At 72.1% G+C, this 23,517-nt stretch carries 18 protein-coding genes; 9 read left to right on the forward strand and 9 right to left on the reverse strand.

All coding sequences use genetic code 11. The annotated features are described in order from the left end of the window. The first annotated feature begins 54 nt into the window (after positions 1-54). The gene (locus OG937_30425) at positions 55-939 is read left to right on the forward strand and encodes a PhzF family phenazine biosynthesis protein (protein WUD75699.1); all 885 of its coding nucleotides are present in this window, start codon (positions 55-57) and stop codon (positions 937-939) included. Here the strand turns inward: OG937_30425 and glpK are convergent. Next, positions 923-2,431: a glycerol kinase GlpK gene (gene glpK / locus OG937_30430; protein WUD75700.1), complete on the reverse strand. Its 1,509-nt coding sequence runs from the start codon at positions 2,429-2,431 to the stop codon at positions 923-925. The two genes, OG937_30425 and glpK, sit on opposite strands and share 17 nt — an antisense overlap. An 81-nt stretch (positions 2,432-2,512) precedes the next feature. Then, a complete protein-coding gene (locus tag OG937_30435; GenBank protein ID WUD75701.1) occupies positions 2,513-3,280 on the reverse strand; it encodes an IclR family transcriptional regulator in 768 nt (255 codons plus the stop codon). Positions 3,281-3,461: 181 nt separating this feature from the next. Between OG937_30435 and OG937_30440 the strand changes: the two genes are divergently transcribed. Both OG937_30440 and OG937_30445 read left to right on the forward strand, forming a co-directional pair. Continuing rightward, positions 3,462-3,887 (forward strand): ATP-binding protein, encoded by a 426-nt coding sequence (locus OG937_30440; protein ID WUD75702.1) that lies wholly within the window; start codon positions 3,462-3,464, stop codon positions 3,885-3,887. 94 nt (positions 3,888-3,981) lie between these two features. Further along, positions 3,982-4,404 carry a TOBE domain-containing protein gene (locus tag OG937_30445; protein ID WUD75703.1) on the forward strand — a complete coding sequence of 141 codons (423 nt, stop codon included), beginning with the start codon at positions 3,982-3,984 and terminating at the stop codon, positions 4,402-4,404. A gap of 24 nt (positions 4,405-4,428) precedes the next feature. On the opposite strand, the gene OG937_30450 is transcribed toward OG937_30445, so the two are convergent. The 4 genes from OG937_30450 to OG937_30465 all read right to left on the reverse strand — a co-directional run bounded on the left by OG937_30450 (position 4,429) and on the right by OG937_30465 (position 10,093). Next, a complete protein-coding gene (locus OG937_30450) occupies positions 4,429-5,448 on the reverse strand; it encodes a TolB-like translocation protein (protein WUD75704.1) in 1,020 nt (339 codons plus the stop codon). A 20-nt stretch (positions 5,449-5,468) separates the two neighbouring features. Continuing rightward, on the reverse strand, positions 5,469-6,734 hold the full coding sequence (locus OG937_30455; GenBank protein WUD75705.1) for an MFS transporter: 1,266 nt from the start codon (positions 6,732-6,734) through the stop codon (positions 5,469-5,471). Between the two features lie 5 nt (positions 6,735-6,739). Then, positions 6,740-7,639, reverse strand: a complete 900-nt coding sequence (locus OG937_30460; GenBank protein ID WUD75706.1) for an alkaline phosphatase family protein — start codon at positions 7,637-7,639, stop codon at positions 6,740-6,742. Positions 7,640-7,828: 189 nt separating this feature from the next. Beyond that, on the reverse strand, positions 7,829-10,093 hold the full coding sequence (locus tag OG937_30465) for an N-acetylmuramoyl-L-alanine amidase (protein ID WUD75707.1): 2,265 nt from the start codon (positions 10,091-10,093) through the stop codon (positions 7,829-7,831). A 228-nt stretch (positions 10,094-10,321) separates the two neighbouring features. On the opposite strand from OG937_30465, the gene OG937_30470 reads away from it, so the two are divergent. Then, positions 10,322-13,282, forward strand: coding sequence for a bifunctional [glutamine synthetase] adenylyltransferase/[glutamine synthetase]-adenylyl-L-tyrosine phosphorylase (locus tag OG937_30470; protein ID WUD75708.1), 2,961 nt, complete (start codon positions 10,322-10,324; stop codon positions 13,280-13,282). A gap of 24 nt (positions 13,283-13,306) precedes the next feature. Here the strand turns inward: OG937_30470 and OG937_30475 are convergent, their stop codons facing one another. From OG937_30475 to OG937_30485, 3 genes are read right to left on the reverse strand one after another with little or no spacing between them, the layout of a single operon-like run. Next, positions 13,307-14,149: a phosphatase PAP2 family protein gene (locus OG937_30475; GenBank protein WUD75709.1), complete on the reverse strand. Its 843-nt coding sequence runs from the start codon at positions 14,147-14,149 to the stop codon at positions 13,307-13,309. 37 nt (positions 14,150-14,186) lie between these two features. Next, positions 14,187-15,275, reverse strand: coding sequence for a LacI family transcriptional regulator (locus OG937_30480; GenBank protein ID WUD75710.1), 1,089 nt, complete (start codon positions 15,273-15,275; stop codon positions 14,187-14,189). Between the two features lie 25 nt (positions 15,276-15,300). Further along, the gene (locus OG937_30485; GenBank protein WUD75711.1) at positions 15,301-16,959 is read right to left on the reverse strand and encodes a glycoside hydrolase family 13 protein; all 1,659 of its coding nucleotides are present in this window, start codon (positions 16,957-16,959) and stop codon (positions 15,301-15,303) included. Between the two features lie 325 nt (positions 16,960-17,284). Here OG937_30485 and OG937_30490 point away from each other — a divergent pair, with 325 nt between their 5' ends. From OG937_30490 to OG937_30510, 5 genes are all read left to right on the forward strand, one after another. After that, positions 17,285-18,559 (forward strand): extracellular solute-binding protein, encoded by a 1,275-nt coding sequence (locus OG937_30490; GenBank protein ID WUD75712.1) that lies wholly within the window; start codon positions 17,285-17,287, stop codon positions 18,557-18,559. A gap of 137 nt (positions 18,560-18,696) precedes the next feature. Next, complete coding sequence (locus tag OG937_30495) at positions 18,697-19,698, forward strand: sugar ABC transporter permease (GenBank protein ID WUD75713.1); 1,002 nt, start codon at positions 18,697-18,699, stop codon at positions 19,696-19,698. Positions 19,699-19,751: 53 nt separating this feature from the next. Continuing rightward, positions 19,752-20,672 carry a carbohydrate ABC transporter permease gene (locus tag OG937_30500; GenBank protein ID WUD75714.1) on the forward strand — a complete coding sequence of 307 codons (921 nt, stop codon included), beginning with the start codon at positions 19,752-19,754 and terminating at the stop codon, positions 20,670-20,672. 92 nt (positions 20,673-20,764) lie between these two features. Further along, on the forward strand, positions 20,765-22,396 hold the full coding sequence (locus OG937_30505) for a glycoside hydrolase family 13 protein (GenBank protein WUD75715.1): 1,632 nt from the start codon (positions 20,765-20,767) through the stop codon (positions 22,394-22,396). A gap of 31 nt (positions 22,397-22,427) precedes the next feature. Next, complete coding sequence (locus OG937_30510) at positions 22,428-23,465, forward strand: LacI family transcriptional regulator (GenBank protein WUD75716.1); 1,038 nt, start codon at positions 22,428-22,430, stop codon at positions 23,463-23,465. Positions 23,466-23,517: the final 52 nt, after the last annotated feature.

Raw genomic sequence — 23,517 nt, forward strand, 5'->3', positions numbered from 1 at the left:
CGATGAACAACCATCGTTTCCGCCAATGGCACTTGGTGTGACAGCGTGGACGGCATGACACCTGGGACCCGCACCGACGTGCTGCGCTACACCGCCTTCAGTTCCGACCCCGCGGGCGGCAATCCGGCCGGCGTCGTCCTCGACGCGTCGGACCTCGACGAGGAGCGCATGCTCGCCCTCGCCGCCGAGGTCGGCTACTCCGAGACGGCGTTCGTCACGGCTGCGGACCCCGCCCGCCGGCGGTTCACCCTGCGCTACTTCAGCCCCCTCGCCGAGGTCGAGTTCTGCGGCCACGCGACCGTCGCGACCGCCGTCGCGCTGGCGGAGCGCATCGGCCCCGGTGAGCTGGTCTTCGACACCCCGGCGGGGGAGATCCCCGTGCTGACGGCCGGTGACGGCGAGGGGGCGCTGCACGCCACGCTCACCAGCGTGCCGACCCGCTCGCGTCCGGCCGAGGACGCCGAGCTGGACGCGGCGCTCGCCGCGCTGGGCTGGGAGCGGGGCGAGCTGGACCCCGCGCTGCCGCCGCACGTGGCCTTCGGAGGGGTCCACCATCTGGTGCTGGCCGCCGCGGAGCGGGCCCGGCTGGCGGACCTGGCGTACGACTTCGACGCGCTGGCCGGCGTCATGCGCCGCCACGGGTGGACCACGGTGCACCTGGTGTGGCGGGAGGCCGCGGACCGCTTCCACGCCCGCGACCCCTTCCCGGTGGGCGGGGTCGTCGAGGACCCCGCGACCGGCGCTGCCGCGGCGGCGTTCGGCGGTTACCTGCGCGAGCTCGGCCTGGTGCCGGAGGCGGCCCGGGTGGTCGTGCGGCAGGGCGAGGACATGGGCCGCCCGAGCGAGCTGCTCGTCGGCGTCGACCCGCGGGACCCGCGCGTCCGGGTGACCGGCCGGGCGGTGGGCCTGGTCACGCCACCGGTCACGGGGGCTGTCTGATCCAGCCGATGGAGCGCTCGACGGCGCGCTGCCAGTTCTCGTACTCGGCGTCGCGGCGCTCCGGGTCCATGTCGGGCAACCACTGCCCGGCGCGGTGCCAGTTGTTCCGCAGCACCTTCAGGTCCGGCCAGTAGCCGGAGGCGAGGCCGGCGGCGTAGGCGGCGCCCAGGGACACGGTCTCGGCGACCATGGGACGGACCACGGGGACGTCGAGGACGTCGGCGATGAACTGCATGAGCAGGTTGTCCGCGGTCATGCCGCCGTCGACCTTGAGCTCCTTCAGCCCGAGTGAGGAGTCGGCGTTCATGGCGTCGACCACCTCGCGGGTCTGCCAGCCGGTGGCCTCCAGGACGGCCCGGGCGAGGTGCCCCTTGGTGATGTACGAGGTGAGGCCGACGATGACGCCGCGGGCGTCGCTGCGCCAGTGCGGGGCGAAGAGACCGGAGAAGGCGGGCACGATGTAGCAGCCGCCGTTGTCCTCGACGGTGAGGGCGAGGGTCTCGATCTCCGGGGCGCTGCTGATCAGCCCGAGGCGGTCGCGGAACCACTGCACCAGCGAGCCGGTGACGGCGATCGAGCCCTCCAGGGCGTAGACCGTCGGCTGGTCGTCGATCTTGTACGCGACCGTGGAGAGCAGCCCGTGCCGGGACCTGATCATCGTGGTCCCGGTGTTGAGCAGCAGGAAACTGCCGGTCCCGTAGGTGCACTTCGCCTCGCCGGGGGAGAAGCAGGTCTGGCCGAAGAGCGCCGCCTGCTGGTCGCCGAGGGCGGCGGTGATGCGGACCCCGGGCAGGACCGTCCGGGCCGCGCCGTAGTTCTCGGCGGAGGCGTGGATCTCCGGGAGCATCGCGCGGGGGACGCCGAAGAAGTCCAGCAGGTCCTGGTCCCAGGTCAGCGAGCGGATGTTCATCAGCATGGTGCGGCTGGCGTTGGTGGCGTCGGTGATGTGCAGACCGCCGTCGACCCCGCCCGTCAGGTTCCAGATCAGCCAGGTCTCCATCGTCCCGAAGAGCACCTCGCCGTCGCGGGCGCGCTGCCCCAGCCCGGGCACCTCGTCGAAGAGCCAGCGGATCCGCGGCGCGGAGAAGTAGGTGGAGGGCGGCAGGCAGCAGCGCTCCAGGAAGAAGTCGTCGCCGGGGTCCTTGCGCAGCCGCTCGACGAGCGGCGCGGTGCGGGTGTCCTGCCAGACGATCGCCCGGCCCAGCGGCACGCCCGTGCTCCGGTCCCACAGCACCGTCGTCTCCCGCTGGTTGGCGATGCCGATCGCGGCGACTTCCTCCGCCGCGATCTCGGCGGAGGACAGCGCCTGCGGCACGATGCGCTCGAGGTTGCGCCAGATCTCCAGGGCGTCGTGCTCGACCCAGCCGGGCCTGGGGAAGTGCTGCTGGTGTTCGCGCTGGGCCACCGACACCAGGCGCCCGCGGTGGTCGAACAGGATGCATCGGGTGGAGGTGGTGCCCTGGTCGATGGACATCACATACCGTTCAACCATGATCGGGGCCTGCTTTCCGATGCTTTCCGATGCTTTCCGACGCGTTCGCTGTGCTCGGGGTGTCCGGTGCTCGGGCGGGCCTCACCAGCGGGCGGCACCCAGGTCTCTGGAGATCGCCCGCGCGGCCTCGCGGAGCAGCGTGACCAGGGACGCCAGCGGGCGGCCCTTGCTGTCGCAGATCCGCTCGACCGGGCCGGACAGGCCGATCGCGCCCACGACGAGGCCGCCCGACCCGCGGATCGGCGCCGAGACCCCGGCCTCGCCCATCGACATCTCCTGCACCTCCGGCGCCCAGCCCTGCTCGCGGACCTCGGCGAGTGCCCGGGTCAGGTCCTCCGGGACCACCAGGGTGTGCCGGGTGTACGCCTCCAGTTCCTCCTTCAGCAGCGGCTCCAGCGGTGCCGCCCCGTACGCCAGCAGGATCTTGCCGAGCGAGGAGGCGTGCAGCGGCAGCAGGGCTCCGACGTCGAGCGTCTGCAGGCTGTCGTCGGGCCGGAAGACGTGGTGGACGACGAGCACCTGACCCTCCAGCGGGGTGCCGAGGCGTACCGCCTCGCCGCTGCGGGCGGCCAGCGCGTCGGCCCAGTTGATCGACCGGGACCGCAGTTCGTTGACGTCCAGGTAGCTGGTGCCCAGGTGCAGCAGGGCCGCCCCGAGCTGGTACTTCCCGGTCGCCGGGTCCTGCTCGACGAAGTCCACGTGCTGGAGGGTGCGCAGGATGCCGTGGGCGGTTCCCTTCGCCAGCCCGAGCGAGCCGGCCACTTCGCCCAGCCCGAGCCGGCGGGGACCGCCGGCCAGGAGCCTGAGGATCGCCGCCGCCCGTTCGATGGACTGGAGCGGGCCGGCCATATGTCGATGCTATCCCCGGCGACCACGATGGGCATCAGCGCGTTTCCGCAGGTCGTTCGGCCTCTCAGGGCAGCGTTCGATAATGACGACCCCGATTCATTGACCCGGGATGTCCTGTCTCGGAAGCTTTCGTGCAGGCCCGGGAGTCCACCCGGCAGGACTCCCCCGGGAGGAGGACACCATGGCGGCACAGCCCGAGACGATGCCGCAGCGCGAGGACGTGCACGTCTGCGCGCTGTCGCACATCCCCGGCGCCCTGTCCGTCGTGCGCCGGAGGGTACGGGGCGTGCTGGCGGAGTGGGAGCTGCGCGCGGAGGTGGCCGAGGACGCGCTGCTGGTGATATCGGAGCTGACCACGAACGCGATCGTGCACGCCGACGGCCCCGCGTCCCTGCGCATCTGCTGGACCGAGGTCGAGGGGCGCAGCGCCCTGCACATCGAGGTGACCGACTCGGGCCCGTCGGCCCGACCATGCATGCCGGGGGGATCCACCGACCCGGACGAGCACGGCCGGGGCCTCGGCATCGTGGGCGCCCTCTCCACACGGCACGGCATCCGTGCCGACTGCGCCGGTTTCACCCGCTGGGCGGACCTGGTCACCGCCTGAGCCGCCGCCGGCGGGACCGGACCGCCGCCCGGGCCCGGGGCGGGCGGCGGGTCGTTCCGCGCGGCGCGCCGGGGGCGGGCTTACGGTGCCGCTCATGGCACTGAGCATTCGCAACCAGATCGACGGCAAGGTCGCCTCGGTGGTCCCGGGCGAGGTGATGGCCGTGGTCACGGTGCGCCTCGACGGCGGGGGACCGGACTTCACGGCGGCCGTGACCGCCGAGGCCGTGCGGGAGCTCGGCATCATCCCGGGCGGCGGGGTGACCGTGCTGATCAAGGCGACAGAGGTCTCCCTCGCCACGGCCCCGGTGCAGGGCCTCAGCATCCGCAACCGGGTCCCCGGGACCGTCACCGCCGTGACGCCGGGCGAGGCCATGGCGACCGTCCGGATCGGCTTCGCGGGCGGCCGCGAGCTGACCGCCGTGATCACCCGGGAGGCCCTCGACGAGCTGGGCGTCGCCGAGGGCGCCGCGGTCGTCGCGCTGGTCAAGGCGACCGACGTGTCACTGGCGACCTGAGCGGGCGAGGGGCCGCGGCACGGCCTAGCCGAGGTACGCGGGGGCCAGCGCCGCCGTCATCATGCGGCGGGCCGTGCCGGTGCCGTCGGCGGGCACCGTCCACAGGTCCGCGCCGAAGTCCCCGGCGAGGGCGTAGACGACCGTGTCGTCGTCCCGCCAGACGACCTGGTCGTCGACGCTCCGCCGCTCCGCGAGCGGGGTCTCGCGCAGGGTGGCCAGGTCCAGGACGTACAGCCGCCAGGGCGCGTCGGGGGACAGGCCCTCGACGCGCTTCTTGAACACCAGCCGGGTGCCGTCGGGCGAGAGCGAGGGGCACTCGACGTTGCTGCGCAGCGTGCGGACGGAGCGGGCCGCGGTGTCGCCGCGGACGAGGTAGGTGCGGCCGCCGGTGCCCAAGGTGGCGTAGAAGTGGGTGTCGTCGGAGAAGGTCACGCCCCAGAAGTTGACGTCGGCGGCGTGGTACGGCCGGCCCTCCCTGGTGATCCGGAAGTCCTCGAGGTTCTTGACGAGGGTCCAGGTACGGGTGTCCAGGACGGAGGTGCGGGTGGAGAAGTTCGTGCCCGCGTAGGAGTCGCCCCCGACGAACACCGTCCAGGCGACCATGCGCCCGCTGGGCGAGACCCGGGCCCGGGTCGGGATGCCCGCGAGGGGGAAGCGGCGCAGTTCGTGCAGCCGGGCGTCGAGCACGACGGCGCGGTAGCTGTCCTGGACGGCGCCCTTGACGGACTGCAGGCAGATGCCGGTGCCCGCGGCCGCGTAGAAGCGCAGGCACTTGACGTCCGAGGCGGTGCGCGCGGCCCCGGGGCGGCCGGCCGGGACCGTGGCGAGCTCGTCCCGGTGCGGGCCCCACGCCATGTTGCGGAACACCATGCGGGGCGCGTCCGGCGCCAGCGTTACCGCCCCCGCCGTGACCGCGGGGCCGCCCGCCTGCGGGCGGTCCTTCTCCGCCGCCCGGTCCGCGGCGCGCAGCACGGACACGGCGGCGACGGCGGCCAGCGCCGCCACGGCGGCGAGCAGCACGAACAGACGGCTGCGGGTGTTCATGGGGGGCCTTTCCTCGGGGGTCACGTGCTCGGCGCCGGGCGCAGGTACACGGCGCAGACCGCGCACGCCGTCAGCGCCAGCGCGGCGGCGGTGAGCGCCGTGCGGTCGCCCCAGGCGGTCCAGGCCGCGCCGAAGGCCAGGGAGGCGACGAAGCGGGCCGTGGCCTGCCCGGTCTGGACGAGGGCGAGCCCGGCACCGCGCAGCTCGTCGGGGACGGCGGTGGAGGCGGCGGCCATCAGCACGCCGTCCGTGGCGGCGTAGAAGGCGCCGTGCAGCAGCAGGACGGCGTACGCGGGGCCGTGCGCGAGCATCAGCCCGTACGCGGCGAGCAGCGCGACGTGTCCCGCCAGGAACATCCGCCAGCGCCCCACACGGTCGGCCAGCCGCCCCAGCGGCATCGCGAGCAGCAGGAAGGCCGCCGCGGTGCCCAGGGGGAGCAGCGCGAACCAGCGGTCGGGGACCCCGAGCCGGTGCTGGAGCAGCAGGTAGACGAAGGAGTCGCTCACCGTCGACAGGCCCAGCAGCGTCGCGCAGACCGTCAGCCGCCGCACGTCCCGGCGGCGCAGCAGCGCCACGGACGCCCGCAGCGAGGGCGCGGGCGCGTCGGCGGGGGCGGGGGCGGCCGTGGCGACCGGTGCTCCGCCGCGGAGGCGGCCCGGCACGAAGAGCAGCAGCACCAGCACCCCCACGGCGGCCACGCAGAAGCTCACCGTGAAGACGGCGTCGTACCCCTCGGCGGCCTGCCGCAGGATGAGGAACGCCACCAGCGGTCCCAGCAGCGCCCCGGCGGTGTCCATGGCGCGGTGCACGCCGAAGGCCCGCCCGCGTGTCCCGGGCGTGGAGGTCAGCGAGATCAGTGCGTCCCGCGGTGCGGTGCGCAGTCCCTTGCCGGTGCGGTCGACCGCGAGGACGGCACCGATCAGGGGCAGGCTGTGGACCAGGAGCAGCGCGGGCTTGCACAGCGCCGACAGGCCGTAGCCGACGGCCGCGACGGCCTTGTGCCGGCCGCCGCCCCGGTCGGCGAGGTGGCCGCCGGCCAGCCGCACGAGGGCGCTGAAGCCGTTGTAGACGCCGTCGAGCAGGCCGAAGCCGAGCGGGGAGAGCCCGAGTCCGGCGACCAGGTAGAGGGGGAGCACGGCGGTGACCATCTCCGACGAGACGTCGGTGATGAGGCTGACGGTGCCCAGGACGAGGACGGTGGGGGCGACGGCGGTGGCCCGGGGTCCGGGACGCGACGCGTCCCGGACCCCGGTGCCGGCTCCGCCGCGGCTGTCCGCGACGTACACCGGCCTCAGCTCGCCCAGATGCCGGTGATGTCCGAGGCGGAGGCGGCGTTGCCCGCGTGCGTGGTGAGACCCGCCAGGTCCTCCAGCGTGCGGAGCACGTTGTAGTGGTTGTACGTCGTGGCGGACGACGAACCGGCCTTGACCGGCTGGCCGTAGAGCACGGTCGGGATGCGGTTGCCGCTCAGCCGGTTGTCCTCGTCGAAGGTGACGACGAGCAGGCTGTTGTGGGTCTTCGCCCAGGTCGCGTACGCGCCCAGCTTGTTCTTCAGCCAGGTGTCACCGGTGGAGACCGAGCAGTCGTGCATGTCGCTGCACAGGTTCGGCGTGACGAAGGAGACCTTGGGCAGGGTGGTGAAGTCCGTCGGGAACTGCGCGAAGGTCTTCGCCGTCGACGTCGGGACGTTGCTGAAGGCGAACCACGGGTTGTGCTTGCGGGCGTAGTCGCCGCTGCTGCAGGTGGTGGAACCCTGGCTGGACAGCGTCTCGTTGTAGCTGGCCCAGCTCTTGCCGGCGGCGATCAGCTCGGAGGCGAGGTTGGGCTTGGAGCTGAAGCCGGGGGTGTAGCAGCCGTCGTCGGTGACGCCCTGGTTGCCGCCCGAGAAGATCTGCAGGTAGTTGGGCTGGCTCGGGTGCGTGACGCCGTACGACTGCGTCAGGCTGGCGCCGCCGGCCTTGAGCGTGTTGTTGAGGTACGGGGCGCTGGAGCTGCCGATGACCTGGCTGTAGGCGTGGTTCTCGAGCATCACCACGACCACGTGGTCGGGGTTCGGCACGCTGCCGGCCGCGTGGGCGGTCTCGGCGCCGCCGAGTCCGGCCCACAGGCCGAGGGAGGCGGCGGCGACGCCGAGGGTGGAAGCGAGGGCGGTGACGGTGCGACGGGGACGGGGCAGGGACCAGCCGGACACGGCGGACCTCCGTGAAGGGGGGACGGGGAGTGGCGCCGCGCCAGGTTAGGAGGGAGCCGTGGACGTCCGAAGCGCCGCGGAAGTGAAGGTCCGGGGAACGGTGCGTACGTTCTGGATCTTGAGGTCAAGCGCAGGCAAAAGGGCCCGGGGAACGCAACTCGCGTTCCCCGGGCCCTTGCTGTCAGGACGTCACTTGACGTACGTGATGCCGTCCGTGGTGATCGCCGGACGCCCGGAGGTGCCGACGACGACGACCTTCAGCGTGTGCTTGGCGCTGGTGCTCCAGGTCTTGGACCAGATCGTCTGCCGGTAGGCGGTGGTGGAGGACTTCAGGTCCACCGTGGCCGCCTTGACCCCGTCGACGTAGACGTACGCCTGGCCGGAGGTCGAGGCGCGGGAGACCACCCAGCCGACCGAGCGGCCGGTGAACGTCCAGGTCAGGCTGGCGTTCTTGGAGGACGAGGTGAGCGACTTGCCGCCGAGGTAGCTGGTGCTGCTCTTCGCCGACCACGTCCCGGCCTTCGTCGCCGAGGTCTCCTGCAGGATCGCCGCCGTGCGGCTCACCGAGGCGGTGGTGTAGTTCCCGGCCGCGTCGGTGGCCTTCAGGCCGTACGTGACCGCGGTGTTCGCCTTGCCCGTGGTGCTCCACGAGGTGGTGGTCGGGCCGAAGGTGGCCGTGGTCGGGGCGGTCGCCGCGACGCTCTTGAGCGCGCCGTTGTCGGCGGCCTTCCAGCTCACGGAGACCGGCACGGAGGTGCTGGACACCGTGGCGTTGCGGATCTTCACCGAGGGGGCGGTGGTGAACGTCGGCTTGGTCGTGTCGCCGACCACGGTGTACGAGCTCGCCGACGTCGCCGTCTTGTTGCTCATGTGCACCGCCCGCACGGTCACGGTGTGCTTGCCCGCGGCGACCGTGATCGGCGCGGAGGTGGCGGTGGCCTTGGCGGTGGCCGCGACCTTGCCGTCCACCAGCACCTCGAACCGCTTCAGGACGGCTGTCGGCGTGCTCTCCTTCCAGGCCACCGTCGCCGTGCCCTTGGTGTAGTACGAGGACCCGGAGAGCGTGGCGCCGGTGACCCCGTTCAGCGTCGGCGCGGCGACGGAGGAGGAGTAGGAGCGGATCGTGGGCACCTTGGCGTACAGATTGGTGCCGGGGCACTCGGTGGCGAACCCGTCGCGGTGACCCGAGATCGGGTAGAACGCCTTGCCGTTGACGGTCTGGCTCTTGGTGCCGGGGTTGGGGTTGATCCCGGCGAGGCCGAGCTTCCAGGTGGCGAGCGCGGTGACCGAACCCAGCATTTGCGAGGTCATCGGCGTGGCCGTGGAGACGTACTTGTCGGTCTGGAAGTAACCGATGACCGCGATGCCCGCCGTGCCGGTGTTGTAGCCCTCGGTCTGGGCGCCCACCACGGCACGGTCCACGCCGCCGTAGCGGCCCTCGTAGATCGTGCCGCACTTGTCGACGAGGAAGTTGTAGCCGATGTCCCGCCAGGTCTGGCTGACGTGGTACGCGTAGATCTGCCGGATGATGCTCGGCGAGTCGCTGCAGCTGTAGTCACCGCTGTGCTTCGTCGCGTTGTACGTAGCCGTGTGATGCACGAAGACGACTGACACCTGCGGCGCGTACGAGGGCTCCGTCTGCTCGCGGATGCTCTCGTCGGCGCCCCAACCCGCGCGGGTGACGATGGGCGGCTTGGGCACCGTCGAGGTGGGAGGCGTGGACGCGGAGGCCGTCGGCGAGCTCGTCGTGGGCGGGCTGCTGGTCGCCGGGGCGCTGCTGGCCGGGGCGGAGCTTTCCGTGGCGCTCGGCTCGGTGGTCGGCGGCTCCGTCGTGGCCGGTGCGGTCGTCTCGGACGGCGTCGAGGTCGCCGTGGGGTCCGCGGTCGGCGACGCGGAGTCCTCGGCGTCGGCGGCGAAGGCGGCGGGCGCCATCGCCACGTCGACGCTGCTCTTCTTGTCGCTCTCGCCGACCAGGGCGAGCTTCAGGCCCTTCGGGATGCCGGCCGCGCCCTTGCCGGACCGGACGCGGACCTGCACGCCGTCGGACCAGCCCACCCACAGCGGAGGGGTGCCACCGCGTCCCGCGGACTCGTCGCCGGCGTCCGGCGCGTCGTCGTTGTGCGTCTCGATCCCGAACCAGTCGGACCACGTACCGGTCTTCTGCGCCCGGACCCGCAGCTGCACCGTGCCGTCCAGCTCCGCCTTCGGATCGTCCCAGGTCACGCCGAGCGTGCCGAACGCACCCGTGCGTTGCTGCGGCAGCTCCCGCTCACCGCCGGTGCCCTTGAGCGCCAGCGCGTCCACCTTGGTGTGCACCGGCCCCTTCGCGTCGGCCGACGGGGCGGTCCCCTCCGGACCGCTCGCCACGGACGCGGCGGTGATGACACCGGCCCCTCCGAGTACGACCGCCCCGACCGCGAGCCACGCACGCCCGCGCAGACGTATTCGCCGCATGTTCTCTTCCCCGCCCCGTCCCACTCATGGGTAGCCGTGGGTACCGTTGGTTGATTTCTTAAACCTCTGAAACAGCAAGCGCTTTATACCAGAAGGACCAGACCGCGCTCACACCGCCGGACGATCACCCCGAACCGGGCATACCGCCAGGTAACAGAGCCGGGGCAGGGCGGATACTCTCTCTAGGGCGGATCGGCCCAGCCGGGAGCACCGGGAAAGGCAGGCGGCGTGCTGGAAGGGCGACGGGACACCAGGTTCGGGCGGCTGCTGCGGCACGGCTTCAGTGACGCCGTGGCCGCCGAGGCGCTGCTGGGCGGCGAGCAGCTCGCCCCGGTGCGCAGCGACCCGGTCCTGCTCGACGCGCTGGGCGCCACCGCCGACCCCGACCAGGCGCTCGCCTCCCTCGTACGGCTCGTCGAGGCCCTCGATCCCGGGGAGCGGCGCACCCTCCTCGACACGCTCACCACGGCCAAGCCGCTGCGCGACCGGCTGCTCGGGGTGCTGGGCGCCTCCGTGGCCCTGGCCGACCACCTCACCCGGCATCCGCGCGACTGGCACGCCCTGGTCACCTACGAGCACGCCGACCTGCACCCGGGGACCACGGAGTTCGAACGGGGGCTGGCCGGGGCCGACGACCCCGAGTCGCTGCGCGTCGCCTACCGGCGCTGCATGCTGGGCATCGCCGCCCGCGACGTGTGCGGCACCAGCGACCTGGTGCAGACTGCCGCGGAGCTCGCCGACCTCGCCACCGCGACGCTGCGCGCGGCCCTGGCCATGGCCGAGGCCGAGGCGCCGGGTGACGCCGCCCTGTGCCGGCTGGCGGTGATCGGCATGGGCAAGTGCGGCGGCCACGAGCTCAACTACATCTCCGACGTCGACGTCATCTTCGTGGCCGAGGCCCGCCCCGACGCCGAGGAGGCCAAGGCGCTGCAGGCCGCCACGCGGCTGGCCTCGCGCATGATGCGGATCTGCTCCGACACCACCGTCGAGGGCAGCATCTGGCAGGTCGACGCCAACCTGCGGCCCGAGGGCCGGCGCGGCCCGCTGGTGCGCACCCTCTCCAGCCATCTGGCCTACTACAAGCGCTGGGCCAAGACGTGGGAGTTCCAGGCGCTGCTCAAGGCCCGCCCGGTGGCCGGCGACCCGGCGCTCGGGCAGGAGTACGTCGAGGCGCTGTCGCCCATGGTGTGGCAGGCCGCCGAACGCGAGCACTTCGTCCAGGACGTGCAGGAGATGCGGCGCCGGGTCGTGGAGAACATCCCCGTCGCGCACCTCGACCGGGAGCTGAAGCTGGGCCCCGGCGGCCTGCGGGACGTGGAGTTCGCGGTGCAGCTGCTCCAGCTCGTGCACGGCCGCACCGACCCGTCGCTGCGCAGCGGCACCACCCTGACCGCGCTGTCCCAGCTCGCCGCCGGCGGCTACGTGGGGCGGGCGGACGCGGCGGCGCTCGACACCTCGTACCGCTTCCTGCGGACGATGGAGCACCGCATCCAGCTCCACAAGTTGCGCCGCACCCACCTGGTGCCCGAGGACGTGGCGGACCTGCGGCGGCTCGGCCGCTCGCTGGGCTTCCGGGCGGACCCGGTGGCGGAGCTGCAGCGGGAGTGGCGGCGGCACGCGCGGGAGGTGCGCCGCCTCCACGAGAAGCTCTTCTACCGGCCGCTGCTCGACGCGGTCGCCCAGCTCGCCCCCGGCGAGGTGGGCCTGACCCCGGACGCGGCCAAGCAGCGCCTGGAGGCGCTCGGCTACGCCGACCCCACCGCGGCCCTGCGCCACCTGGAGGCGCTGGCCTCGGGGGTCAGCCGCAAGGCCGCCATCCAGCGGACCCTGCTGCCGGTGCTGCTCGGCTGGTTCGCCGACTCCGCGGACCCCGACGCGGGTCTGCTCAATTTCCGCAAGGTCAGCGACGCCCTGGGCCGCACCCCCTGGTACCTGCGGCTGCTGCGGGACGAGGGCGCCGCCGCCGTCAACCTCGCGCGCGTGCTGTCCTCCGGGCGGCTCGCCCCCGACCTGCTCATGCGGGCCCCCGAGGCGGTCGCCCTGCTCGCCGACGACGAGGGGCTCCAGCCCCGCACGCGCGGTGCGCTGGACCAGGAGGTGCTGGCCGCGGTCCACCGCGCGGACTCCGCCGAGCAGGCCGTCGCCGCGGTGCGCGGGGTCCGCCGCCGCGAGCTGTTCCGCACCGCGGCCGCGGACCTCGTCGGGGTCCACCGCGACGACCCCGACACCATCGGCACCGCCCTCACCGACCTCAACGCCGCCGCCGTCACCGGGGCCCTGCAGGCCGCGGTCAACGCCGTCGAGGCGGCCGAGGGGGAGCCCCTGCCGACCCGGTTCGCCGTCATCGGGATGGGCCGCTTCGGCGGCCACGAACTGGGCTACGGCTCCGACGCCGACGTCCTGTTCGTCCACGAGCCGTACGAGGGCACCGACGAGCACCAGGCCGCCAAGGCCGCGCTCAAGGTCGCCAACGAGCTGCGCAGGCTGCTGCAGATCCCCACCACCGACCCGCCGCTGCTCATCGACGCCGACCTGCGCCCCGAGGGCAAGAGCGGACCGCTGGTGCGCACGCTCGGCTCGTACGCCGCCTACTACCGGCGCTGGTCGCTGGTCTGGGAGAGCCACGCCCTGCTGCGCGCCGAACCGGTCGCGGGCGACGAGGACCTGGGCGCCCGCTTCATCGGCCTCGTCGACCCGCTGCGCTACCCGGCCGAGGGGCTGCCGGAGGAGGCGGTCCGCGAGATCCGCCGGCTCAAGGCCCGTATGGAGTCCGAGCGGCTGCCGCGCGGCGCCGACCCGACGACCCACGCCAAGCTGGGGCGGGGCGGGCTCAGCGACGTCGAGTGGACCGTGCAGCTGCTGCAGCTCCAGCACGGCGCGCAGTTCCCCGGCCTGCGGACCACCCGTACCCGGCCGGCGCTGGCCGCGGCCGCGGCGGTGGGGCTGGTCCTCGCCGAGGACGCGGAAGTCCTGGACGCCGCCTGGATCCTGGCGAGCCGGATGCGCAACGCCGTCATGCTCGTCCGGGCCCGCGCCGGGGACACCTTCCCCGGCGACGGCAAGGAACTCGCCGCGGTGGGGCGGTACCTCGGCTACGAGCCGGGCCACGTGGGCGACATGGTCGAGGAGTACCGCCGGGCCACGCGCCGGGCCCGCGCGGTGGTCGAGCGCCTCTTCTACGCCACGTAGTCCGCGCCCGCCGCCCGCGCCCGCCTACGCCGTGGCGACGCGCACCTGGCGCGGCAACCGGTAGGCGAGGCCGCCGTAGACCGCCCAGGAGGCGGCGAAGCCGACGCCGAGGCAGAGGGTGCCGCCGGCGGCGTCAAGCCAGAAGTGGTTGGCGGTGGAGACGATGACGAGCAGCGTGACCACCGGGTAGAGCACGCCCAGCACCCGCACCCAGGCCCGCCGCGCGAGCATGGCGACGGTGATGCCGCACCACAGCGACCAGCCGATGTGCATCGACGGCATGGCCGCGTACTGGTTGGAGACGTGCGCCAGGTCGCCCGACGCCATCGACCCCCAGGTGTGGTGGATCTTCACGGTGTCGATGAAGCCGCCGCCCTCCATCAGCCGGGGCGGCGCCAGGGGGAAGAAGTAGTAGCCGAGCAGCGCGATGCCGGTCGTCACGAAGAGGACCAGCCGGGTCGGCGCGTAGCGCCCGGGGTGCCGGCGGAACAGCCAGACGAGCACGGTGAGGGTGACGATGAAGTGGAGCGTCGCGTAGTAATAGTTCATCGCGACGATGAGCCACGTTACGGAGTTCACGGCATGATTGACCGCGTGCTCGAAGGCGAGCCCGAGGGACCGTTCCAGGCCCCAGACGTGGCCCGCGTTCCGCATGGCGTCGTCCTGCTGCTCGGGCACGGCGTTGCGCACCAGTGAGTAGATCCAGTAGCTGACGGCGATCAGCAGGATCTCGAACCACAGCCGGGGCCGGCGTGGCGCCAGCAGTCTGTTGCCCGTCGTCGCTCCATCGGCGTCACGGGAATCGATGGAGCGCGGTGGTACGGCGTCACTGCGGTGGGCCATGGTCTTCGCGGTCGATTCCCCCATGGGGCGATAGTCTGCCATGCGGTCCGGTGCCGTCCGATCAACCCCCGGTGGGATTGCGTGCATCCCGCGTACGCCTCCCGGTCGACTGCTGTACGGGTACGGCTGCCCCGGCCTTGGGACCTGATGCCGTCGAACCGCGGACGACCAGTTCGGGCAGGAAGACGAACTCGCTGTGCGGTGCCGGGGTACCGCCGACCTCCTCCAGCAGCGCGCGCACCGCGGCCTGGCCCATCGCCGTGACCGGTTGCCGGATGGTCGTGAGCGGCGGATCGGTGAAGGCGATGAGCGGGGAGTCGTCGAAGCCGACGACGGAGACGTCCCCGGGGACGGACAGCCCCTGCTGCCGGGCGGCGCGGACGGCGCCGAGCGCCATCATGTCGGAGGCGCACACCACGGCCGTGCAGCCGGACTCGATCAGGCCGGAGGCGGCCGCTTGACCACCCTCGAGGGTGAACAGCGAGTGCTGGATGCGCCCGGCCGCCTCGTCGGCGGCTATGCCGAGCACCTCTTCCATGCTGCGCAGGAAGCCCTCTATCTTGCGCTGCACGGGGACGAACCGCTTGGGACCGACCGCGAGGCCGATCCGCTCGTGGCCGAGCGCCGCCAGATGGGTGACGGCCAGACGCATGGCACCGCGGTCGTCGGGCGAGACGAACGGCGCCTTGATCTTGCCGGAGAAGCCGTTGATCAGGACGAACGGCACGCCCTGGCCGTGCAGCCGGTCATAGCGCTCCACGTCGGCGGTGGAGTCGGCGTGCAGTCCGGAGACGAAGATGATCCCGGCGACACCGCGCTCGACGAGCATCTCGACGAGTTCGTCCTCGGTCGAGCCGCCCGGGGTCTGGGTGGCCAGCACCGGGGTGTACCCCTGCCGGGTCAGGGCCTGCCCGATGACCTGCGCGAAGGCCGGGAAGATCGGGTTCTCCAGCTCCGGGGTGATGAGCCCGACGAGGCCCGCGCTGCGCTGCCGCAGCCGCACCGGCCGTTCGTACCCCAGCAGGTCGAGGGCGGCCAGCACGGATTGGCGGGTGGCGGCGGAGACCCCGGGCTTGCCGTTGAGGACACGGCTGACGGTCGCTTCGCTCACCCCCGCCTGGGCTGCGATGTCGGCAAGCCTTGCGGTCACAGGATTGGACTGTACCGGTCGCATCTCAGATCGCCCACCAGATGCACGAATCAGCCGGAAGACGGACGGATCCGCCGGTGAACGCCACGGGCTCGGAGGAGAGCACCGGCCGCCCCGGCACGGGGAGTTGGACCGGCACCGGATTGACGTTGACGGTGCACACCAGGCCGGGACGGGAGAAGGCCAGCACCCCCTCGGGAGCGTCCAGCCAGCGCATCGGCCCGTCGCCGAGGCCGGGCAGTTCACGGCGCAGCCGCAGGGCCGAGCGGTACAGCTCCAGGGTGGAGTCGGGGTCGCCGGTCTGCGCCTGGACGCTCAGTCCGCCCCAGCCCGCGGGCTGCGGCAGCCAGCTGCCGGCCGGGCCGAAGCCGTGGCTGGGGCCGTCGGCGGTCCACGGGATGGGCACCCGGCAGCCGTCGCGCAGCCCGTCCTGGCCGTTGTCCCGGAAGAAGGAGGGGTCCTGGCGGACCTCGTCCGGCAGGTCGGTGACCTCGGGCAGACCCAGTTCCTCGCCCTGGTAGACGTATACGGAACCGGGCAGCGCGAGCATCAGCAGGGCCGCGGCGCGGGCCCGGCGCAGCCCGGCCGCACCGCCGCCGTAGCGGGTGACGTGCCGGACCACGTCGTGGTTGGAGAGCACCCAGGTGGTGGGGGCGCCCACGGAGACGGTGGCGGCGAGGGACTCCTCGATCACCGCGCGCATCGCCCCGGCCTCCCAGGGGCACTGCAGGAAGTGGAAGTTGAAGGCCTGGTGCAGCTCGTCGGGACGGACGTACAGCGCCATGCGCCCGGCGTCGGGCGCCCAGGCCTCGGCGACGCCGATGCGCTCGGACGGCAGCTCCTGGGGCCCGGGGCCGGGGGAGTAGGAGTCGAGCAGCCGGCGCCAGGCGCGGTGGATCTCGTGCACCCCGTCCTGGTCGAAGAAGGGGAGCACCTGGGAGCCGATCATCTTGACCTGCTCCTTGTGGCCGATGTCGGGCAGGCCGGGCGCCTTGACCATGCCGTGCGCGACGTCGATGCGGAAGCCGTCCACGCCCAGGTCCAGCCAGAAGCGGAGGACGGCGTCGAACTCCTCGCGGACCTCGGGGTGGTCCCAGTTGAGGTCGGGTTGCTCGGGCGCGAAGAGGTGGAGGTACCAGTCGCCGTCCGCGACCCGGGTCCACGCGGGGCCGCCGAAGACCGACTCCCAGTCGTTGGGCGGCAGTTCGCCGTGCTCGCCCTTGCCGGGGCGGAAGTGGTAGCGCTCACGGGCCGGCCCCCCGCGCCGGTCCGTGAGCGCCGCCCGGAACCACGCGTGCCGGTCGGAGGTGTGGTTCGGGACGATGTCGACGATCACCCGCAGGCCCAGCTCGTGGGCGGTGCGGATGAGCGCGTCGGCGTCCGCGAGGGAGCCGAAGAGGGGGTCGACGCTGCGGTAGTCGGCGACGTCGTAGCCGCCGTCCGCCTGGGGCGAGGCGTAGAAGGGGGTCAGCCAGACCGCGTCGGCGCCCAGTTCCGCCAGGTACGGCAGCCGGGCCCGGATGCCGGGCAGGTCGCCCACGCCGTCACCGTCGCCGTCGGCGAAGGAGCGTACGTACACCTGGTAGATGACGGCGCTGCGCCACCAGCCGGGTGTGCCCCCTTCGGGGGCGGCCGGGGTCTCGTCGGTCGCGTCGTGGATGACGGGGGCGAGCTCTTGGGTCATGTCGGTCCCTCGGGAGTCGGCGCCGTTCCCTGCCGATGATTCCGATCCGCCGCGTGATCGGCAATGCCTTTCAAGAATTTGCGGAAGATCGCGTAACGGCTTCCAGGAGCGCGAGCGTCCCACGTCACGTCTCCCGTCTGCAACTGTGAGGACACGCAGATGTAACGATCGGAAGATCTTGCAAGTCTTTGCAGCAAGGTCTTTCGTCGGGCTTTCATCCCTGTTACGTTCCTCGACAGCCCGGCGGCCGCAAAGGCGCAGTCGGCAGGGGGGACGCGGCGACGCGCCCCGCACCATCACGGGCTTTCATCCTGGAGGAGATCACATGCGGCGTGGCATAGCGGCCACCGCGCTGGTTGCGGCGCTCGGGCTTGCGGCGACGGCTTGCGGCGGCGACGACGGCGGCAGTGACAAGGCCGGCGGTCCCGTCACCATCACCTGGTGGGACACCTCGAACGCGACGAACGAGGCGCCGACCTACAAGGCTCTGATCGCGGACTTCGAGAAGGCGAATCCGAAGATCAAGGTCACGTACGTCAACGTGCCGTTCGACCAGGCCCAGAACAAGTTCCAGACGGCCGCCGGCAGCAAGGGCGCCCCGGACGTCGTCCGCGCCGAGGTCGGCTGGACCGCCTCCTGGGCGAAGTCCCAGTTCCTCGCGCCGCTGGACGGCACTCCGGCACTGGCCGACCAGGGTGACATCAACCCGTCCCTGCTCAAGCAGGCGCAGTACGAGGGCAAGACCTACGGTGCCCCGATCGTCACCGACACCCTCGCGCTCATGTGGAACAAGGAGCTGCTGAAGAAGGCCGGCTTCGACAAGGCCCCCGCCACCTGGGACGAGCTGAAGGCGGTCGCCAAGGCCGTCAAGGCCAAGGACAAGGTCGACGGCTTCTGGCTCCGCGCCGACTCCTACTACGAGCTGCCCTTCCTCTTCGGCGAGGGCACCGACATGGTCGACGCCGCGGCGAAGAAGATCACGATCAACTCGCCCGAGGCCGTCAAGGCCGTCGACGCGAGCAAGTCCGTGCTCGCCGCCCCGGGTGTCCACAAGCTCGACGTGACCGCCGACAGCTACGCCCACATGCAGGACGCGTTCGTCAACGGCAAGGTCGCCATGATCGTCCAGGGCCCCTGGGAGCTGACCAACATCTACAAGGGCGCGGCCTTCTCCGACAAGGCCAACCTGGGCATCTCCTCCGTCCCGGCCGGCTCCACCGGCAAGGCCGGCGCCCCCACCGGCGGCCACAACCTGGCCGTCTACGCCGGCTCGGACAAGGCCCACCAGGAAGCCGCCCAGAAGTTCGTCGGCTGGATGACCTCGGGTGAGACCCAGGCCAAGATCGCGCTGAAGAACGGCACCCTGCCGACCCGCACCTCCGCCTACACCGCCGAGGTCAAGGCCGCTCCCGGCGTCGCCGAGTTCCAGGACATCCTGGCCAACGTCGCCCGCCCGCGTCCGGAGCTGCCGGAGTACAGCTCCCTGTTCGCCGACTTCAACACCGGTCTGACGAACGTCCTGCAGGGCAAGACCGGCACCCAGGAGGGGCTGGACGCGACCGCCGACGCCTACAAGAAGCTCGTCAAGGACTTCCAGTAAGGCAGCCATGAGCCGTCCGGTCCGCCTCCCCCGAGCGGGGGGCGGACCGGGCGGCCCGCCCGCGTCCGCACGCATGCCCCCCGGCCGTGCGGTGCGGCCGTACCACCCTTAGCGAACCTCTCGAAAAGGTGCCGAAGATGACCGTCGCCGTCCAGGGCGGGACCCGGAAGACCAAGCGTGGCGAGGCGCCGCGCCGCGGTCCGCTCAGCCGCATCCGGCAGTCGTACAACCGCAACTGGTATGCCTGGGCCATGGTGGCGCCGGTGGTCGCCGTCATCGGCCTGCTGGTGCTCTACCCCCTGGTCCGCGGCATCTACCTGTCGCTGACCGACGCCAACAGCCAGAACGTCGGCCGGACGATCGGCGTCAACCACATCCCGGACTCCTTCTCCTGGGTGGGCTTCAAGAACTACACGGAGATCCTCTCCGGGGCGGACCACCAGTTCTGGCCGCACTTCACCTGGACCATCATCTGGACGGCCGTCTGCGTCACCCTGCACTACGGCCTCGGCCTCGGCCTCGCCATGCTGCTGAACCGCAAGATCCGCGGCCGCACCTTCTACCGGCTGGTGCTGATCCTGCCCTGGGCCGTGCCCACCTTCGTCACCGTCTTCTCGTGGCGGCTGATCCTCGCCGACGACGGCGGGATCCTGAACACGGTCCTGCACTCGCTGCACCTGCCGACGCCCGCCTGGCTGAGCGACCCCTTCTGGCAGAAGACCGCGGCGATCATGGTCAACACCTGGGTCGGCGTCCCCTTCATGATGGTCTCGCTCCTCGGCGGCCTGCAGTCGATCCCCTCCGAGCTGTACGAAGCGGCCGAGATGGACGGCGCCACCCCCTGGCAGCGGTTCCGCTTCGTGACGCTCCCGGGCCTGCGCTCGGTGAGCAGCACGGTGATCCTGCTCGGCATCATCTGGACCTTCAACCAGTTCGTCGTCATCTTCCTGCTGTTCGGCGCGAGCGCGGGACAGGACGCCCAGATCCTGGTGACCTGGGCCTACCGGCTCGGCTTCGGACAGGACCCGCGTGACTACGCCGGGTCCGCCGCCTACGGCGTGATCATCCTGTCCATGCTCATCGTCTTCGCCTCCGTGTACCGGCGCTGGCTCGCCCGCTCCGAGAACGCGGCCGCCTGACGGCCGCCCCCGGCCAGGACATCGTCATGACGCAAGAGAGGGCAGCCACCCCCATGAGCACCACCGCAGACCTCCCCGCCACGGGGGCCGACCAGGGCGCGACCGCCGCCCCCGCCCGCGCGGCCGTACGCCGGCGCACCGGCCGCGGCGAGCGCAGCCGGGGCGCGTCCGTGCTGATCCACGGCGTGCTGATCACCGCGAGCCTCATCGCGGCCTTCCCCGTGCTGTGGATCGCCTGGGTCTCCTTCGGCCCCGACAAGACCGACTTCCTGCACCCGGCCGACATCGCCGGCAAGTTCAGCTTCGAGAACTACACCAAGGTCCTCGGCGACACGAACTTCCTGCAGTGGTTCCTGAACTCCATGATCGTCGCCCTCGGCACCTGCGTGCTGGGCGTGTTCATCGCCGCCAGTTCCGGCTACGCGGTCTCCCGGATGCGCTTCCCCGGCCACCGGCAGCTGATGTGGATCTTCCTGGTGACCCAGATGTTCCCGGTCGCCATCCTCATGGTGCCGCTGTACAACATCCTGGCCGACCTGGGTCTGCTGGACACGTACTGGGCGCTGATCCTGGTCTACTGCACCACCGCCGTGCCGTACTGCGCGTGGCTGCTCAAGGGCTACTTCGACACCATCCCGCAGGAGATCGACGAAGCCGGACGGGTCGACGGCCTCACCCCGTTCGGCACCTTCTACCGGCTGGTCCTGCCCCTGGCCCGTCCGGGTCTGGCGGTGGCGGCCTTCTACACCTTCCTCACGGCGTGGGGAGAGGTCGCCTACGCCTCGGTCTTCATGCTCGGCGACGACAAGTACACCCTCGCCGTCGGACTGACCACCTTCATCAGCGAGCACGACAACCAGTGGGATCTGATGGCCGCCACGTCCGTGCTCATCGCCGTCCCCGCGTCGGCCTTCTTCTACGTCGTCCAGCGGCACCTGGTCACCGGCCTCACCGCCGGCGCGGCCAAGTCCTGACCGTCGTCCGACCCGGGGCACCCGGCCCACCGGCCGGGTGCCCCGGCCTCGCCCCCTCGCCGCACGAGCAACCACTTTTCCAAGGGATCACCATGACCCAGTACCTGGCGGACTCCACCCGTCACCCCCACTCCTGCGACCAGCCCGTGGCCACCACGGACTGGTGGAGAGACGCGGTCATCTACCAGGTCTACCCCCGCAGCTTCGCCGACGGGAACGGCGACGGCATGGGCGACATCCCCGGCGTCCGCGAGCGGCTCCCGTACCTGCGCGACCTCGGCGTCGACGCCGTCTGGCTGAGCCCCTTCTACGCCTCCCCGCAGGCCGACGCCGGTTACGACGTCGCCGACTACCGGGCCATCGACCCGATGTTCGGCACCCTCCACGACGCCGACGGCCTGATCCGCGACGCCCACCGGCTGGGTCTGCGGATCATCGTCGACCTGGTCCCCAACCACTCCTCCGACCAGCACGAGTGGTTCAAGCAGGCGCTGCGCGAGGGTCCCGGCTCGCCGCTGCGGGCGCGCTACCACTTCCGTCCCGGCAAGGGCGAGAACGGCGAACTGCCCCCCAACGACTGGGAGTCCATCTTCGGCGGGCCGGCCTGGACCCGTGCCGCCGACGGCGAGTGGTTCCTGCACCTGTTCGCGCCCGAGCAGCCCGACTTCAACTGGGAGCACCCGGCCGTCCAGGACGAGTTCCGCTCGATCCTGCGCTTCTGGCTCGACATGGGCGTCGACGGCTTCCGCATCGACGTCGCCCACGGCCTGGTCAAGGCCGACGGCCTGCCCGACATCGGCGCCCACGAGCAGCTCAAGCTCCTTGGCAACGATGTCCTGCCCTTCTTCGACCAGGACGGCGTCCACGAGGTCTACCGCTCGTGGCGGCGCATCCTCGACGAGTACGACGGCGAGCGCATCGCCGTCGCCGAGGCCTGGACCCCCACCGTCGAGCGCACCGCCAACTACGTCCGCGCCGACGAACTGCACCAGGCCTTCAACTTCCAGTACCTCGGCACGAAGTGGGACGCCGTCGAGCTGCGCGAGGTCATCGACCGCTCGCTCGACGCCATGCGCCCGGTCGCCGCGCCCACCACCTGGGTCCTGTCCAACCACGACGTGGTCCGCCACGCCACCCGGCTGTCCCCCGACGGGAAGGGCTACGACCTGCGCCGCGCCCGCGCCGCCTCCCTGCTGATGCTGGCCCTGCCCGGCTCCGCGTACGTCTACCAGGGCGAGGAACTGGGCCTGCCCGAGGTCACCGACCTGCCCGACGAGGCCCGTCAGGACCCGGCGTTCTTCCGCGCCGCCGGCCAGGACGGCTTCCGCGACGGCTGCCGGGTGCCGATCCCGTGGACCGCCGAGGGCCCCAGCCACGGCTTCGGCAGCGGCGGCAGCTGGCTGCCGCAGCCCGAGGAGTGGGCGGGGCTCAGCGTCGCCGCACAGACCGGCGACCCGGACTCCACCCTGGAGCTGTACCGCTCCGCGCTGCGGCTGCGCCGCGAGCGGGACGGCCTCGGCGCGGGCGAGTCGGTCCAGTGGCAGGACGCCCCGCAGGGCGTGCTGTCCTTCCGCCGGCCCGGCTTCGCGTGCACCGTCAACACCACCGGAGCTCCGGTGACGCTGCCCGCGCCGGGCCGGGTGCTGCTGGCCAGTTCCCCCGTGGAGGTCACGGCGGACGGGGTCGTCCTCCCGGCCGACACGACCGTCTGGTGGGCCGTTTGACGTGCGGCGCGGTCGCATAGGGTCGGGGACTGTGAACACCACCGCTCGACTTGCCGACATCGCGGCCCAGGCGGGGGTCAGCGAGGCCACCGCCAGCCGCGTGCTGAACGGGAAGGCGGGGGTCGCCCCCGCCACCCGGCAGAAGGTGCTGGCCGCACTGGACGTGCTCGGCTACGAGCGTCCGGTGCGGCTGCGCCAGCGCAGCGCCGGCCAGATCGGGCTGATCACCCCCGAGCTCAACAACCCGATCTTCCCCGCCTTCGCCCAGGTCATCGAGCAGAACCTGACCGGCTACGGCTACACCGCGGTGCTGTGCACCCAGCACCCCGGCGGCTCCACCGAGGACGAACTGGTGGAGGCGCTCGTGGAGCGCGGGGTGCGCGGCATCGTCTTCCTGTCCGGGCTGCACGCGGACGTCACCGCCGACCCCGAGCGCTACGCCCGCCTGCTCGGCCAGGGCGTGCCCTACGTGCTGGTCAACGGCTTCAACCCGGCGATCGCCGGGCCGTACATCTCGCCGGACGAGCGCGCCTCGGCGCGCATCGCCGTCCAGCACCTGGTGGAGCTCGGGCACCAGCGGATCGGCCTGGCCGTCGGGCCCAACCGCTTCGTGCCCGTGCACCGCAAGGTCGAGGGCTTCGTGGAGTCGCTGGGCAGCCTGCTCGGGCTCGGCGAGGAGCAGGCCGCGGAGTACGTCCAGCACACCCTCTTCTCCGTGGAGGGCGGCCACGCGGCCGCCGGGGCGCTGCTGGACAAGGGCTGCACGGGCATCGTCTGCGGCAGCGACCTGATGGCGCTCGGCGCGGTGCGCGCGGTGCGGGAACGGGGGCTGACCGTCCCCGGGGACGTGTCGGTCGTCGGCTACGACGACTCGCCGCTGATCGCCTTCACCGACCCGCCGCTGACCACGGTCCGCCAGCCGGTCGAGGCGATGGGCGCGGCCGCGGTGAACGCGTTGCTGGAGGAGATCGGCGGCAACCCGGTGCAGCGTGCGGAGTTCGTCTTCCAGACGGAGCTGGTCGTCCGCGGCTCCACGGGTCAGGCGCCCGGCGCCGGCCGGCGTTCCTGATCGTCTCCGGTCGTCTCTGATCGCCCCCGACCGTGCCTGATGCGCGGCGGGT

Origin of the sequence: Streptomyces sp. NBC_00510, assembly GCA_036013505.1 — a bacterium.
In the GTDB taxonomy this organism is placed as follows: Bacteria; Actinomycetota; Actinomycetes; order Streptomycetales; family Streptomycetaceae; genus Actinacidiphila.

Bases quoted from the DNA above. Each gene is read 5' to 3' on its own strand.
- OG937_30475 (WUD75709.1), bottom strand. From the start codon at position 14,149: ATGGGGGAATCGACCGCGAAGACCATGGCCCACCGCAGTGACGCCGTA.
- OG937_30440 (WUD75702.1), top strand. From the start codon at position 3,462: ATGGCGGCACAGCCCGAGACGATGCCGCAGCGCGAGGACGTGCACGTC.
- OG937_30465 (WUD75707.1), bottom strand. From the start codon at position 10,093: ATGCGGCGAATACGTCTGCGCGGGCGTGCGTGGCTCGCGGTCGGGGCG.
- OG937_30425 (WUD75699.1), top strand. From the start codon at position 55: ATGACACCTGGGACCCGCACCGACGTGCTGCGCTACACCGCCTTCAGT.
- OG937_30485 (WUD75711.1), bottom strand. From the start codon at position 16,959: ATGACCCAAGAGCTCGCCCCCGTCATCCACGACGCGACCGACGAGACC.
- OG937_30495 (WUD75713.1), top strand. From the start codon at position 18,697: ATGACCGTCGCCGTCCAGGGCGGGACCCGGAAGACCAAGCGTGGCGAG.
- OG937_30435 (WUD75701.1), bottom strand. From the start codon at position 3,280: ATGGCCGGCCCGCTCCAGTCCATCGAACGGGCGGCGGCGATCCTCAGG.
- glpK (WUD75700.1), bottom strand. From the start codon at position 2,431: ATGGTTGAACGGTATGTGATGTCCATCGACCAGGGCACCACCTCCACC.
- OG937_30500 (WUD75714.1), top strand. From the start codon at position 19,752: ATGAGCACCACCGCAGACCTCCCCGCCACGGGGGCCGACCAGGGCGCG.
- OG937_30450 (WUD75704.1), bottom strand. From the start codon at position 5,448: ATGAACACCCGCAGCCGTCTGTTCGTGCTGCTCGCCGCCGTGGCGGCG.
- OG937_30505 (WUD75715.1), top strand. From the start codon at position 20,765: ATGACCCAGTACCTGGCGGACTCCACCCGTCACCCCCACTCCTGCGAC.
- OG937_30490 (WUD75712.1), top strand. From the start codon at position 17,285: ATGCGGCGTGGCATAGCGGCCACCGCGCTGGTTGCGGCGCTCGGGCTT.
- OG937_30445 (WUD75703.1), top strand. From the start codon at position 3,982: ATGGCACTGAGCATTCGCAACCAGATCGACGGCAAGGTCGCCTCGGTG.